Origin of the sequence: Methylomonas rhizoryzae (genome assembly GCF_008632455.1) — a bacterium.
Classification (GTDB): Bacteria; Pseudomonadota; Gammaproteobacteria; order Methylococcales; family Methylomonadaceae; genus Methylomonas; species Methylomonas rhizoryzae.
The window spans coordinates 593880-608695 of the sequence record NZ_CP043929.1 but is presented as its reverse complement, the minus strand read 5'-3'; the positions used below and the strand labels follow the sequence as shown (position 1 = coordinate 608695).

The window sequence follows — 14816 nt, the reverse complement described above, 5'->3', positions numbered from 1 at the left end:
CGGACGGCGCAACCATTACATTTGCCCTCGCCGATGCGCCTCGAGGTATGACACCAGCGCCGTCGGCTCGTACCTGACCGCTCCGCCAATACGTACGAAGGACGGCCCTGCACCACGACTGCGCTGGTGATCCAGTGTCGACAGACTGACTCGCAGGTATGCCGCGGCCTCTCGCCTTGTAAGTAATTGATTTTGTTGCATGTATGCTGCTCCTGTTTGGTTGAGGGCAGCAAGTCAGATAGCGCTGCCCGGACGAGATAATCCAATGCAGCGCCCAGAGACCTCGCGAGGTCTGATAGGGACGGGGTACATCATGCCACGCGACCGGCATGACGCTAATATCCCACAAAAAACAGCCACTTGCAACAAAAAACAACAATTTACCACAAACCCAATCCCTGTCTACATTTCCGTCAGTGGTGTTGCAAACACTTGCGCCAACGTCCATCGATCCAATAACATTCGCGACCTTTACACTCGAACTAAGGTGTCCACATGAAGAAAATCACTATCGTTGCTTTGTTGTGTGTCCTCACAGGCTGCGCCTCCTCGCCTACGACTCCGGAAGAGCGAGTTCAACACGATCTACGCATGCAGCAGCTTCAATTAATGGGCCTGCATATGCAGAATCTCAGCAACGCTCTTCGCCCCCATTAGCGGAACGCGGCCCCATGGATGAAGCCATTTTTCGCGCGGACAAGTCTCTATGTCCGCGATGCAATCCAGGCTTCCAGCTCGGATCGCCGGAAGCTATTGTTCCGCCGTCCGAGCTTGATCGGCCTCGGGAATGCGGGATCGTGATAGGGTGACGACGAGTCTAGCCGCGTATACAGCCCAGCCCGACTAATACCGAGATAGTTACATGCCTCACGTGTGGTGAGTAGATTTTTTGTTTCCATTGGTTTGGCCTCCGTTATTCAAAAAGGCCAATGTAATCCAAGACCGTCTAATCTGGCGTGACATCTATCACTTATGATCTGGCAATCTAAGCAATTCCCGCACCAATCAACACATCCAGTTTTTCCCCAACAAACGCCAAGCGTGGCTCTGTTGGTATATTCCAATCCAAACCAGCAACACATTTCGGTTGAAATCCACCGCCAGTTCAAACTCAAGCCACGTGAACGATTCCGACACCATTTCGCCAGAAGTGAATGTTGGCTGTTGAGACCGGCGAACTGGTGATATCGACCCATTTCTGCCTGCCACTCAAACTGATTCAACGGCGACAGTTCTACTACTACCAAGCATAATTAACTAGTACCGATGGTATACTGAACAATCAATGAAATAGCATGTCAGCACTATTTCGAACATGAAAAAGGGTTCCATTGTCCAGAATCGGTTGAATCCTTACGATCTCAATCTTGATTTGTTCGACCTTGATACTTGGTGCAATAATGACTAAACGTATGTCTGACTATTTTCTAATCCATAGCATCTAATATTTAAAGTGGATAAAACTCGTATTCAGCCGGTAGGCGGCGACCACGCTATCGAAGTGATGGCAATTGGAGTAGAGTGGTCTTCTCCACTTGATGAGTCATGCCTTCATGCGTTGCAAAGTATCTACACAGAGAGTCAGGAGCTTAAAGAATCGTTTCCTCAATTCTCTCCTGTACAAGCTTTCTTGATTCAAGAGACGCATCAGATCGGTGTCGTACGCATGGAGCAGCAACCACATTTAGGTCCAGAGGGAATAACGCCTCCGCAGTTCGTGACTAAGGCCGCTGGATTCGACGCTAATAGAGTGGATGTGAATGGAAAAATTTCGTGGGGGGTCTCTATTAGACCCGATTTTTTGTCATGCAATTGCACTGCGTACGACCGTTGGAAAAACGTCAAACCTAGGGTGGTTGAAGCGCTGCTTCCATTTATAGAAGCAGCGATCGGATTAGGCGCTGAGATCAGCGCAATCGGTCTGCAGTACCAAGATGCATTTCGTCTGCTCGATGGTATTTCACCTGAGACAACCAAGCAATTGTTCCGCCAGGATTCACGCTGTATTCCAAGTCATCTGTTTGACGAACCGTCATTTTGGCACTGCCACCAGGGCTGGTTTTCAAATGGCTGCAATTCGCGTCGCATACTGAACAACATTACGACTGATCTTGCAGAAGTCGATAGCGTTCACTTTGCTCGCATTGGCGGTCAACACCGAATTTTTTCAGTCTCGTTCGATGGCAAGACTCAAAATCGAATTGAAACATGCGAAATCGATGAAGTTCTTGAAGGCTTACATGAAGAAAATAAGAAGGTAATTAACGAAATGCTTAGCGATGGCGCGCTTGAGGCCATTGGCTGTGTCGTGGAAGGAGCATGATCATGAAGTCAGTCTTGGCCAGAACTCCGACGTTTTTGCGAAACTCATCCTCCATGGGGTCTGGCTGGCGCACACTGGATACAGGTTTGCAAGCAACCATGTATGTGGCGACTGAATGCGAATACTTAGCGACTTCGGCGAGTCTATCGGCAAAATCTGATATCAACTATTTAGTTTCGCCTATTGAGCAAATCCGAGACCAGATAAATGGTTGGCTTTCCAGCATAGGAAAAAATATCTGCGTGCAATGTGACGATGCGACCTGGATGGTTGCCCCTATCCCTCGAATTCCTGCAGAGTTCTTCGACTCATACGAGCCTTTCTTCAGGGCCGTACACCTCTATCAAACCAGTGTAACCGCGTTGGATGATGGTGATTATTCGACCCCTCCATCTGATTTACAAATAACCGCCGCTCTGTTGGGCTTGGCGAATCTAATGGCTGCCTTGGTACCTGCACCATCGCCGATGTTTCTTGAGGATGGTACGGTTGGCGGTTACTGGCGCAGAAAACAATACTACGTCAGCATTGACTTTGAGGTCGATGGCGAGCATACCTGGGTCGGTACGGATGGAGAGGTTTTTCACTCCGGTACTTGGAAGTTACCAGGAAACCCAATACCTCCCGCATTGACCAACGAGCTACGAGCTATCGTCGCCAAATAGTCATTATGAGCTTCTATGATATCGACGAAAATTCGAAGATTTGTCGCGCCAGTCAATTGCTTGCCAAAGACCTAGACGGTGCCAAACAATTTGAGAAAGTTTCTACCTATGCCCATGGTCCGGTTGGTGACGATGAAATGCTTGCTCGAAGTCTAGAATACCCGGACAAGTTCAATCCCAGCGGAGGCCTTAATGATTCATTTTTTGGCGATGCTTTTACGCACGGCGCATCGGTGCAACGTTTGATCGAAGGTTGGGATGTTTTGGCAAGCGATGTGCATAATGCATTTGAGGCGAGAGCAGCGTCGAAACGTCAGGGTTCTGAAAATAGAAAGCCTAAGCCTGATAACATCTACATAGGATTGTTTCACATGACTGCCGGTGAACTGCGTGCTGTTCAACTGGAAATGGAAGATCGACGGCGTGTCCGAGTTTATGATGCAGGTGTGGATGAGTCAGATCCTAATCATGCGGAGATCCTCGCTGACGGCGAGGGGTTGGAAAAGGTGCTAAAGCATAAGTTTCGGGTGATGCTCATGGTTTTAGCTCAAAAACGTGGTTTATACGTTAGTCCGTTTCTATCGGAAGACGGACATGGCAGGGCACACGATAGTGGCTGCAATTTAAACTATTATCCAGAGAATCTTTACCTATATTGATGGCTATTCATTAGACACGATCATTGAGTGAAATAGTGACTCTGACCAAGCACGAAATCCCACTACCAGTATTGTTGATGAGTGGTTGAATATCAATGCCGCCTATGGAAAGACAGCTGAGAGTCGTTGATCTGCCGACCAATAAAGCTTCTTGATGGTCTCTTATTGGCCGATTGTGTTGAAAAAGTCCCTTCCTAGGAAAATTGGGCCAAGCCATAAAATTAATATTCAATTTAAACAATACCTTAAGAATATCGAAAACTGCAAAATCAGCCAAAATTCGAGAAAAACCGACTTTTTCAACACAATCGGCCGATCCAAAGCATTCAAAACCTGGTAGGTTTTGAACCGTTACCTGTGGCGGCTTTCAATTCGGAGTCAGCGGCGGTTTTGATCAAAATACACACCGGTCAACGCATCCAGTTTTTCCCCCAACAAACGCCAAGCCTCTCGCTGTTCATCCATCAATTTTTGATGCTGATAAACACGTTTCATCTTATTTTCTTCAGTATGGTTGATGCACTTTTCGATAATGTCGCTATCAATGCCTAAATCGCCCATTAGTGTCGCTCCGGAACGCCTTAAATCATGGGGTGTCCATTTGCCGCCCGGCAGCACTAACGACTGATTTGACTTGCTTCGATTGCTATAGACCGTGAGGTTTTGCCGTCCGTCAATCTGTCGAGTGATGGATTTTTCGCAAACATGGTTAGAGTTTTCCCGATTTGGAAACAGCCACGACTCCGAACGCTTCGGCAAACGTTCAAATTGAGCAAAGGCAAACCCCGATAAGTAAATGGTATGGGCTTTACCGTTCTTCGAATTTTGCTCCGGAATCAACCAGATTCGCTTTTCGAAATCAATATGTTGCCATTCGGCCTTAGACAGTTCTCCCACCCGGCAGCAAGTTGAAAGCATGATCCAGATTGCGTTTTGAGTAGGCGACGCCAACCCCGAACCTGGTAACAAGACACTCAGCGTTTTGATTTCGTCTTGCGACAATACGCGGCTACGCTCGTTGTTTTTGGTGGTGGTTTTCGATACGCTCAAAGCGGCAGCAGGCGAAAACTCAATAATGTCCCTGGTCACGGCAAACAGGAACATTTGTTTGATGAGTTTCAATGTGTTCCGGGCCGTACTAGCCGAACCTCGTTGCTTAATTTTGTCAGTCACTTCGGTTATATGGCCTTTGCGTACATCCTGCACACTCAAGCCGCCAACAATCGGCAGTACATCTTTTGCAAACATGCGCCGAATTTCGGCCAAATCCTTACGCTCCAACAAGTCTGTATTCACCCAGCGTTCGAACAGATGATGAACGCTGATCACGGCTTGTTGCTTAGATAAGGCTTCTTGCTCTGCCAATTGCGCAACCCGGTTGCGTTCGGCTTCGAGCTGGCGCTCGATTCGCGGATCTTTTCCTTGTTGGACCAACTGCCGGCACTCGTCGCGTAACTTTCTGGCTTCGGCAAGCGTCTTGGCTTCAACCAACGTGATTCGGCATTGCTTCCCGTTAAGCCGGTAGTCGAACATAAAGGATTTAGCGCCGCCCTCTTTTGCAGGCCGAACCCGAACAAAAAGCCCTCCCCCGTCGGATACCATTTGTACTTTATGAGTTGGTTTCAAGGTTCTAAAACTCAAATCGGTGATTTTGTTTTGCGCCACGCTTGCCTCATTTCCGGTACAACACTCGGTACAACAATTTTTGAGACTGAATTAGACCACCATAGACAAAGCCAGACAATATAAATCCTATATACTATTGTTTTTTAAAACCCTTGTTTTACGAAAAGGAGATCTGTACTTCCGAATAGACTCGTATTAACTTTTCTGGGGGGCAAGTGGTAGTGGGTTCAAATCCCGCCGTCCCGACCAATTAAATCAAAGACTTAGAAAATCGAGTTTTTGATGAGTCCTTGAAAAGCTGGTTTCGGCACAACAATTTTAAACGCTTGATCTGTACACACGAAACGACGCCAACCTAACTTCATCTTGGTGTTACAGCCCCAAAACCGCTTGCAGTTTCAACCACAGCTTTAAACTCGGCAAGCTGGCGCTCGTTTCGAGGGATGCAATGTGGTTTCTTGAGCATCCCGCTTTCCTCGCCAACTCTGCTTGAGTGAGGCCCAACCGAAGTCGGCTGTTTGATTTTCGCGCCTGTCATTGCAGAGCTTTCGCCAACTCAGGCCGCAATCGCGAGAATGTTTCCCGTTCGCAGCCGATAGCATCCACGATCAGTGCCGTTAAGCCGAAGCGCCTAGCTTTCCCTAGGACGGAACGCAGAATATGATTGCGTGGCAGTCCCGCTGTTTGGAAGGCGTCGCATAACCGATTGACAATGAATAATGCTTTGTCTGTGACGGATTGCCCCGTGGTGGCTAGCGCGAACTCTGTTAACGCTTGATACTCGTCCAGCGTCAAACGCTGGATTGCTGGCCAATAGTCCGGCAGTTTAGCGTAAGCGGTCTTTAAACCACGCCATTGATTTTCAGACCGAAGTGGTAGCAAACCGGTGTTGGCTAAGATCGAAGGCTTGCTGATAGAGCATCTGCATGCGGTCACCCCCGGCAGTTTGCTGGGTAAGGCCTTGCATTACCTGTCGTCGCAATGGCCGAAGCTGATCCGCTTTGTCGAGAACGGTGCTTGGCCTATTGGTAGAGTCGAGATGTGGCGCGATGGCCTAAGGTTAGGCCTAACTGTTGCTGCCTCTTTCGTTTGGCAGTGCCTCATTAGCCTAACCATCGCTCCGTTTCCACATCTCGCTCGTCAAACCGGACGTGCAGATTTCCCGCATCCGGCTTTCTTTCGAACCTCAAGCCTTCGCGTTCAGCAGGTCGGCGCGCGTACGTGGCAGGCGGTAGAGCCCCAGAGTTTCATACAGGTACTCGTCAGGGTATTGGCGATACCCCGTTCCGCGCTGACCACGTCTGCGCATTAACCAGATTCGCAGCCGTCGCTCCGCGTAATCCTGGATGCATCGGTAGATTGGGCAGACCGGTCCCTGATTGAAATAACCCGCCCAACCTCGAATCATCGGATTGAGTTCGTCAATCCGGCTTTGCACCGGTTTGGCGTTCCAGCGCGATGACGTGGCGTCATTGATACCTTGTTTTAATCGCTTGATCGCTTTCTTCGACGGACGTGTTGTAAGCGGCCAGCGGAACCGCCTGTAAAAACTATTTTGTTCGCGGCATCCTGTGAATTTTCGATCAGGAGAAGTTATGGCCGTAACGTCAAAATGGCGTCAACATATTGAAGCTTGGCAAAGCAGCGGCATAACGCAAGTCGATTATTGCCGCCAATATCAACTCAATGTCCGGACGTTCGGAGCGCGACTGAGCGATTATCGCAAATTACCCCAGTCAAATTGGGCGGTCTTGAACCCCGTGCAGGTTGAACAGGTTAGGTCTGACAGGATTGTCTTCACTCATGCCCAAGGCCATCGCTTGGAGTTGCCGGTGACCGTATCGGCTCGTTGGCTGGCGGAACTGCTCAAATGCCTGGCTTGATCGATACGCCGCCGCGGATTTGGCTGGCGGTGGCGCCGGTGGATATGAGGCGTGGCCTGGACGGCTTGTCGGCGATCGTCCAGCAAAGCCTCGGTCATTCGCCCTGTGCCGGGTCGGCGTTTATTTTCCGTACCCGCGCCGGCAACCGCTGGCGTCTGTTGCTATGGGATGGCAACGGTGTCTGGTTGTGTCAACGCCGTTTGCATCAGGGGCGTTTCCTCTGGCCCAAGGTGTCCGATCCGGTCTTTGCGATCAGTCAGGCGCAGTGGGCCTAGTTGATCGCCGGGGTCGACTGGCAGCGCTTATCGGCCCAATGCCAATCCGACTGGCAGGTTTGAGACGGTGTAAAAAAGTGTCCAATACCGGACAAAGTCCAGTAATATCAAGGCATAAGCGCATGATTACGGTATAATACCGCCGATGAATCCCGTGGCCGAACTCGATCAATTAAACCTGGACCCCACCGCCAAAACCCAAGTCGCGGCGATGTTGCAGGCGCTTCTCGATCAGACGGAGCGGGATGCCAAACTCATTCAGGCCAAAGAGCTTAAAATCGGCGCGCTCACCCACGAGCTGGCTTATTACAAACGCATCCGCTTCAGTACCAAGAGCGAAGCGTTAGCTCCCCTGCAACGCGATGTGTTCGAGGAAACCTGGAACACGGATATATCAGCGATTGAAGCCGAAGTCGAACAACTCCAAGGCACGGAGCCTTGTGAAACGGTAACCCGCCCTTAACGCCCACGCGCCGGGCGGCAACCGTTACCTGCGCATCTGCCGCGCATCGAACATCGCCATGAACCGGAATCCTGCACCTGCGGTCAATGCGGCCGGGACTTGGTCAAGATCGGCGAAGACGTCAGCGAACAATTGGATGTCGAGCCAGCCAAGTTTTTCGTGCATCGGCACATTCGTCCACAATACGCTTGCCGAACTTGCGAAACCATCCCCGCTCCGCCGATTCCGCAGGCGGTGATCAACGGTGGCATGGCGGCGGTCGGATTATTGACTTGGGTGATGATCGGCAAATACCTGGGTCACCTGCCGCTGTACCGGCTGGAACAAATCGCCGCTCGGGACGGGGTGATCTTGTCCCATTCCACCTTGGCCGATTGGGGGGCCGACTCGGCGTTGCCTTGCAACCGTTGGCGGATCGTTTGGCGTGGCATTTACGGCAACGTGATAGTTTACATGCCGATGAAACGCCAGTGCCCCAACTCGATCCGGGTAACGGCAAAACCAAGAAAGCCTATCTATGGGCCTATCGCAGCAACGACTTGCAACCGGGGCCGAAAATCATCGTCTTCGATTATCAAGCCGGTCGCAGTGGCCGGTATGCGCAGCAATTTCTGGGGACTGGCAAGGCCAGCTGTTGGTCGATGACTACGCTGGCTATAAAGTCCTGTTTGCGGCCGCCCGTGCGCATCCCGAGCATCAGCGCCTGATCGAACCGTGTGTCGAACTGGCGTGTTGGGCGCATGCGCGCCGGAAATTCTTCGACGACCCACAGGGATGTGGGAAGTGCAGAAAATGCAGGAGCATTTTTCTACCCTGTTCCAAGTCAGTCAAAGTCCTATCGCGCATGAAGCCTTGAATCGCATCGCTACCTTGTATGCGGTTGAAGCCGAAGCCCGTGATTTAAGCACGGCCGAGCGAAAACAGCTGCGCGCCGAAAAAAGCCTACCCACGTGACCGCCTTGCATGACTGGCTACAGCAAATCCGTCTGAACACCGCGCCCAACAGTGCAACGGCAAAAGCCATCGATTACAGTTTGAAACGCTGGGCGGCGCTGAGGCGTTACGCCGAAACCGGCGATCTGCCCATCGGTAGAGTCGAGATGTGGCGCGATGGCCTAAGGTTAGGCCTAACTGTTGCTGCCTCTTTCGTTTGGCAGTGCCTCATTAGCCTAACCATCGCTCCGTTTCCACATCTCGCTCGTCAAACCGGACGTGCAGATTTCCCGCATCCGGCTTTCTTTCGAACCTCAAGCCTTCGCGTTCAGCAGGTCGGCGCGCGTACGTGGCAGGCGGTAGAGCCCCAGAGTTTCATACAGGTACTCGTCAGGGTATTGGCGATACCCCGTTCCGCGCTGACCACGTCTGCGCATTAACCAGATTCGCAGCCGTCGCTCCGCGTAATCCTGGATGCATCGGTAGATTGGGCAGACCGGTCCCTGATTGAAATAACCCGCCCAACCTCGAATCATCGGATTGAGTTCGTCAATCCGGCTTTGCACCGGTTTGGCGTTCCAGCGCGATGACGTGGCGTCATGGATACCTTGTTTTAATCGCTTGATCGCTTTCTTCGACGGACGTGTTCCCCAGTAAGGGCGTCCATCCTTGCCGTAGAATCGGCCCAGGGTGTAACCAAGAAAATCAAACTGCTCCTCTGGCAGCATAGCCAGACGGGTTTTCTTCTCGTTGACCGTCAGCCCCAGTCGGTTCATCAGCCACCGCATGGCCTCCATGGCTGCCTGACCCCGTCCTTTCGGACAGAGAATCACCAGATCATCGGCATAGTTCACCACTTCGGCCTGAAGCCGGTCGGCAAATCCAAATTTCTGCCAGGCTAAAAGAAAGCGCCGGAAGTAAAGATTACTGAGCAAGGGCGAGATAATACCGCCTTGCGGGGTGCCTCGACCCGTGTCCTTCGCTTCCGTGGTTCGGCGCTCACCGTGTTCGCAATGCTCCACCACCGCTACGTTTAGCCATTGTTTGATCGTAGCCAGCACCGTGCCGTCCGCGATCCGGCGGCTAACGCAGCGCATCAGATCACCATGGGGAATCGTGTTCAAGTAGTTAGACAAATCGGCGTCCACGACTTCCCGTTTGCCCCTTTGGGAGATACCGAAATGGATCATTCTGACCGCCATCTTGGCATCGACTCCAGGTCGGAATCCGTATTGTCGGGGAAGCAGGTCGGCTTCAAAAATCGGACCGATCACCAACAACACCGCCATCTGGACCACGCGGTCACGGATAGCCGGAATGCCCAGAGGACGCTGTCCGCCTTGGGCCTTGGGTATCCACACGCGCAACAGGGGCTGCGGCCGGTATTCGCCGACCACTAACTCCTGCCGCACTCTTTCCAGCCAGCCGTCTAGCCCTTGGTTTTCGATCGGCTCGAAGCGGATGCCATCATAGCCAGGAGCGCCACGATTGGCGCGGCAGCGCCGGTAGGCAACTTGCAACACATCGATACGACAGACTTTATCCCATAGGCTGTAGAAACGGTAGTCTGGTTCTGCTTTGGCTTTCGCCTGCAATGAAGTCTGTAATATCTGAACCGTACTTGTCGAGGTTGGTAGACTCACGTCAATCCCCTTAGCTCTTATCACTTTCCTCATCACGTTTCGAAACAGGGCGCCTTCGCTCTACCGGCGTTACCCGGCTTCACCACTACTACGCGCCCCTCCGCCATCCCTGCAGGCCGGCTCCATCCCTCACGGGATCGCCGTTGCCCGGTGCCATCAGGGCACCCACAGGGACTTCCCTTGTTGCCCACCTGATCTCTCCCATGCGTGCTATCACCACTACCCCGGTGGGACTCTTACGACTCTGTCGCTCGATTCCGTAAAAGCATCGGCCTTCCCCGTTATTATGGCGGGTCGGCTCCCACGACGACATTTCGAGGCCTGCTCAGTGTTCACTCACGTTATGGCCCGCATGGCCCGCTGATCTCCCAGGGAGACCTTTTCTTGGAGTGCTTCAGCCCGTTTGTTACCTCCCGAGCCGCCCCAAGTGCTTCCGGCTGGAGCGAGAGTTAGCCGGGTCGGATTTACACCGACGAATCAGATGCGCCTTAGCAAGGCACACATAATAACCCGGCCGAAAACAGCATTCGGCCGATTGCCCTAGGAAAAAAGAATTGGTTGTTTGCAGGATCGGAACGTGCCGGTCAACGCGCGGCGGTCATTCAAACCTTGCTTGGCACCTCCAAGCTCAACGGTCTCGATCCGGCGGCCTGGTTAAAAGACACCTTGGAAAAACTCCTTACTTGGCCCAACAGCCGCATCGACCAATTGCTGCCTTTCGCTGAACGCGATTAAATCATAATCAGCAACGCTTAACGAGGTGGAACGGCTGGACGCTTACGACGCTGTCTATAGATCGCTTACTTTACACGCATAAAAAAGCCCATCGAGGGATGGGCTTAAGAATAAGAGCTTGGCGATGACCTACTTTCACATGGCAAACTGCCACACTATCATCGGCGCGAAGCGGTTTCACTTCCGAGTTCGGGATGGGATCGGGTGGTTCACGCTTGCTATGGTCACCAAGCAAACTGGTTTGAAGGGGTTAGGCGCAAGGTAAAAAGTTCAGGGTTCAAAACAGCGGCGCTTCGCCGTGTAGCGTCTATCCTACTTTACCTTTCGTTTCCCTTCGTCATGAGCAGTATTGATAAAGGCTTCCGGTTTTTTGAACCTTGTACCTTGCTTCTTGTACCTGCCCTATGGAAATCTGTAGTTGCGATTGTTCTCTTACTTTTCAGCTACTGTCGCTGACCAAACGCATTGGGCGTTATATGGTCAAGCCTCACGGGCAATTAGTACACGTTAGCTACGCCCGTTACCGGACTTCCACACCGTGCCTATCAACGTCGTCGTCTCCAACGGCCCTTCAGGGGACTCAAGGTCCCAGTGAGATCTCATCTTGGGAGGGGCTTCCCGCTTAGATGCTTTCAGCGGTTATCCTGTCCGAACGTGGCTACCCGGCAATGCTCTTGGCAAAACAACCGGAACACCAGAGGTTCGTCCACTTCGGTCCTCTCGTACTAGAAGCAGCTTCCCTCAAATCTCAAACGCCCACGGCAGATAGGGACCGAACTGTCTCACGACGTTCTGAACCCAGCTCGCGTACCACTTTAAATGGCGAACAGCCATACCCTTGGGACCTGCTTCAGCCCCAGGATGTGATGAGCCGACATCGAGGTGCCAAACACCGCCGTCGATATGAACTCTTGGGCGGTATCAGCCTGTTATCCCCGGCGTACCTTTTATCCGTTGAGCGATGGCCCTTCCATACAGAACCACCGGATCACTAAGACCTACTTTCGTACCTGCTCGACTTGTCCGTCTCGCAGTCAAGCACCCTTATGCCTTTGCACTCATTGCCTGATTTCCGACCAGGCTGAGGGTACCTTCGTGCTCCTCCGTTACTCTTTAGGAGGAGACCGCCCCAGTCAAACTACCCACCAGACACTGTCCCTAACCCGGATCACGGGTCGAGGTTAGAACTCCAAACATACCAGGGTGGTATTTCAAGGATGGCTCCACAAGAACTAGCGTTCCTGCTTCACAGCCTCCCACCTATCCTACACAAGTAGGTTCAAAGTCCAGTGTCAAGCTATAGTAAAGGTGCACGGGGTCTTTCCGTCTAGCCGCGGGTACACTGCATCTTCACAGCGATTTCAATTTCACTGAGTCCCAGGTGGAGACAGTGTGGCCATCATTACGCCATTCGTGCAGGTCGGAACTTACCCGACAAGGAATTTCGCTACCTTAGGACCGTTATAGTTACGGCCGCCGTTTACTGGGGCTTCGATCAAGAGCTTCTCCTTACGGATAACCCCATCAATTAACCTTCCAGCACCGGGCAGGCGTCACACCCTATACGTCCACTTTCGTGTTTGCAGAGTGCTATGTTTTTGCTAAACAGTTGCAGCCACCGATTTTTTGCAACCCCCTTCCGCTTCAGCCGCGAGGGCTTACACGTACCAAGGGCATACCTTCTCCCGAAGTTACGGTATCATTTTGCCTAGTTCCTTCACCTGGGTTCTCTCAAGCGCCTTAGAATTTTCATCCCACCCACCTGTGTCGGTTTAGGGTACGGCCACCGATCACCTGAAGCTTAGAGGCTTTTCTTGGAAGCTTGGCATCTATCACTTCGCGGTTCCGAGGAACCACTCGTCATCACGTCTCAGCATATAGCCTCCCGGATTTGCCTAAGAGACCTGCCTACTTGCTTAAACTGCCACTTCCAACCGACAGCTGATATAGCCTTCTCCGTCACCCCATCGCAGTGATCACTGGTACAGGAATATTAACCTGTTTTCCATCGACTACGCCTTTCGGCCTCGCCTTAGGTGCCGACTAACCCTGCGTCGATTAACGTTGCGCAGGAAACCTTGGGTTTACGGCGAGGGGGTTTTTCACCCCCTTTATCGTTACTTATGTCAGCATTCGCACTTCTGATACCTCCAGCCGACTTTTCAATCGACCTTCGCAGGCGTACAGAACGCTCCTCTACCGCTCATCTTTCGATGAACCCGTAGCTTCGGTACTATGCTTAGCCCCGGTGAATCTTCCGCGCAGACCGACTCGACCAGTGAGCTATTACGCTTTCTTTAAAGGGTGGCTGCTTCTAAGCCAACCTCCTGGCTGTCTGGGCCTTTCCACATCGTTTCCCACTGAGCATAGATTTGGGGACCTTAGCTGACGGTCTGGGCTGTTTCCCTTTTCACGACGGACCTTATCACCCGCCGTGTGTCTCCCGTGCTCGCACTTCTCGGTATTCGGAGTTTGCATCGGTTTGGTAAGTCGGGATGACCCCCTAGCCGAAACAGTGCTCTACCCCCGAGAGTGATACACGAGGCGCTACCTAAATAGCTTTCGAGGAGAACCAGCTATCTCCGAGCTTGATTAGCCTTTCACTCCGATCCACAACTCATCCCCTACCTTTTCAACGGGAGTGGGTTCGGTCCTCCAGTGTGTGTTACCACACCTTCAACCTGGTCATGGATAGATCGCCCGGTTTCGGGTCTACACCTTGCGACTGAACGCCCTATTAAGACTCGGTTTCCCTACGCCTCCCCTATTCGGTTAAGCTTGCCACAAAATGTAAGTCGCTGACCCATTATACAAAAGGTACGCAGTCACCCCACGAAGGGGCTCCCACTGCTTGTACGCATACGGTTTCAGGTTCTATTTCACTCCCCTCTCCGGGGTTCTTTTCGCCTTTCCCTCACGGTACTGGTTCACTATCGGTCAGTCAGGAGTATTTAGCCTTGGAGGATGGTCCCCCCATATTCAGTCAACGTTTCACGTGCGCCGACCTACTCGATTTCATGATCAATGAGTTTTCGTGTACGGGGCTATCACCCTGTATCGCCGGACTTTCCAGACCGTTCCACTAACTCGTCAACCACTTAAGGGCTGGTCCCCGTTCGCTCGCCACTACTAAGGGAATCTCGGTTGATTTCTTTTCCTCCGGGTACTTAGATGTTTCAGTTCTCCGGGTTCGCTTCAGTGAGCTATGTATTCACTCAAAGATGACGAGGTTATCCTCGCCGGGTTTCCCCATTCAGACATCGCCGGATCACAGGTTGTTTGCCACCTCCCCGACGCTTTTCGCAGGCTACCACGTCTTTCATCGCCTCTGACTGCCAAGGCATCCACCGTATGCGCTTATTCACTTGACCATATAACCCGAATGCGTCTGTGTTTGAGCACAGTCGATGGTGTTATTCTAGTCAGCTGACATGTTCGCTGATGTTGCTTGAGAACGATTTGCTGTTTTCACCGTCCTCTTTCGAGACCGATTAAACGGCAATTCGCATCAGTTTTGATCGTTTCCGATCAAGACTTGTTTACAGATTTCCATATTGTTAAAGAGCACTTGATACAAATATCAAGTCTATAAAGTCTTAAGGCCAACGACG

Annotated in this window: 11 protein-coding genes, 2 rRNA genes and 3 pseudogenes; 8 read left to right on the top strand and 8 right to left on the bottom strand. The window is 51.8% G+C overall.

Going from position 1 to position 14816, the window contains the following annotated elements; all coding sequences use genetic code 11:
* Nucleotides 1–15: 15 nt before the first annotated feature.
* On the bottom strand, nt 16–201 hold the full coding sequence (locus F1E05_RS20840; RefSeq protein WP_150046564.1) for a helix-turn-helix transcriptional regulator: 186 nt from the start codon (nt 199–201) through the stop codon (nt 16–18).
* Between the two features lie 503 nt (nt 202–704).
* Nucleotides 705–899 carry a helix-turn-helix transcriptional regulator gene (locus F1E05_RS20835; RefSeq protein WP_150046562.1) on the bottom strand — a complete coding sequence of 65 codons (195 nt, stop codon included), beginning with the start codon at nt 897–899 and terminating at the stop codon, nt 705–707.
* Between the two features lie 554 nt (nt 900–1453).
* On the opposite strand from F1E05_RS20835, the gene F1E05_RS02880 reads away from it, so the two are divergent.
* From F1E05_RS02880 to F1E05_RS02870, 3 genes are read left to right on the top strand one after another with little or no spacing between them, the layout of a single operon-like run.
* Nucleotides 1454–2323 (top strand): TIGR04255 family protein, encoded by an 870-nt coding sequence (locus tag F1E05_RS02880; protein ID WP_150046560.1) that lies wholly within the window; start codon nt 1454–1456, stop codon nt 2321–2323.
* Between the two features lie 2 nt (nt 2324–2325).
* Nucleotides 2326–2988: a hypothetical protein gene (locus F1E05_RS02875; protein WP_150046558.1), complete on the top strand. Its 663-nt coding sequence runs from the start codon at nt 2326–2328 to the stop codon at nt 2986–2988.
* A gap of 5 nt (nt 2989–2993) precedes the next feature.
* Nucleotides 2994–3647 (top strand): hypothetical protein, encoded by a 654-nt coding sequence (locus tag F1E05_RS02870; RefSeq protein ID WP_150046556.1) that lies wholly within the window; start codon nt 2994–2996, stop codon nt 3645–3647.
* A 378-nt stretch (nt 3648–4025) separates the two neighbouring features.
* On the opposite strand, the gene F1E05_RS02865 is transcribed toward F1E05_RS02870, so the two are convergent.
* A complete protein-coding gene (locus F1E05_RS02865; RefSeq protein WP_150046554.1) occupies nt 4026–5312 on the bottom strand; it encodes a tyrosine-type recombinase/integrase in 1287 nt (428 codons plus the stop codon).
* A 333-nt stretch (nt 5313–5645) separates the two neighbouring features.
* The gene (locus tag F1E05_RS20830; RefSeq protein ID WP_150046552.1) at nt 5646–5777 is read right to left on the bottom strand and encodes a helix-turn-helix transcriptional regulator; all 132 of its coding nucleotides are present in this window, start codon (nt 5775–5777) and stop codon (nt 5646–5648) included.
* Between the two features lie 373 nt (nt 5778–6150).
* On the opposite strand from F1E05_RS20830, the pseudogene F1E05_RS20825 reads away from it, so the two are divergent.
* Nucleotides 6151–6300: pseudogene (locus F1E05_RS20825) on the top strand (IS66 family transposase); the annotation flags it as partial.
* A 159-nt stretch (nt 6301–6459) separates the two neighbouring features.
* Here F1E05_RS20825 and F1E05_RS20820 read toward each other — a convergent pair.
* Complete coding sequence (locus F1E05_RS20820) at nt 6460–6711, bottom strand: group II intron maturase-specific domain-containing protein (protein WP_408631324.1); 252 nt, start codon at nt 6709–6711, stop codon at nt 6460–6462.
* A 157-nt stretch (nt 6712–6868) separates the two neighbouring features.
* Here F1E05_RS20820 and tnpA point away from each other — a divergent pair, with 157 nt between their 5' ends.
* The 3 genes and pseudogenes from tnpA to tnpC form a co-directional block, all read left to right on the top strand.
* Nucleotides 6869–7156, top strand: coding sequence for an IS66 family insertion sequence element accessory protein TnpA (gene tnpA / locus F1E05_RS02845; RefSeq protein WP_150046550.1), 288 nt, complete (start codon nt 6869–6871; stop codon nt 7154–7156).
* The gene (gene tnpB / locus F1E05_RS02840) at nt 7144–7431 is read left to right on the top strand and encodes an IS66 family insertion sequence element accessory protein TnpB (protein ID WP_190303230.1); all 288 of its coding nucleotides are present in this window, start codon (nt 7144–7146) and stop codon (nt 7429–7431) included. Before tnpA ends, tnpB begins: the two co-directional genes overlap by 13 nt.
* A 145-nt stretch (nt 7432–7576) precedes the next feature.
* Nucleotides 7577–8982 (top strand): annotated as a pseudogene (gene tnpC / locus F1E05_RS02835) (IS66 family transposase); the annotation flags it as partial.
* 159 nt (nt 8983–9141) lie between these two features.
* Here the strand turns inward: tnpC and ltrA are convergent.
* Entirely contained in the window at nt 9142–10422 is a 1281-nt protein-coding gene (gene ltrA, locus F1E05_RS02830) for a group II intron reverse transcriptase/maturase (protein WP_232056757.1), read from the bottom strand.
* A gap of 552 nt (nt 10423–10974) precedes the next feature.
* Between ltrA and F1E05_RS02825 the strand changes: the two are divergent.
* Nucleotides 10975–11205: pseudogene (locus F1E05_RS02825) on the top strand (transposase domain-containing protein); the annotation flags it as partial.
* A gap of 116 nt (nt 11206–11321) precedes the next feature.
* On the opposite strand, the gene rrf reads toward F1E05_RS02825, so the two are convergent.
* Nucleotides 11322–11437, bottom strand: a 5S ribosomal RNA gene (gene rrf, locus F1E05_RS02820).
* 244 nt (nt 11438–11681) lie between these two features.
* Nucleotides 11682–14576, bottom strand: a 23S ribosomal RNA gene (locus F1E05_RS02815).
* Nucleotides 14577–14816: the final 240 nt, after the last annotated feature.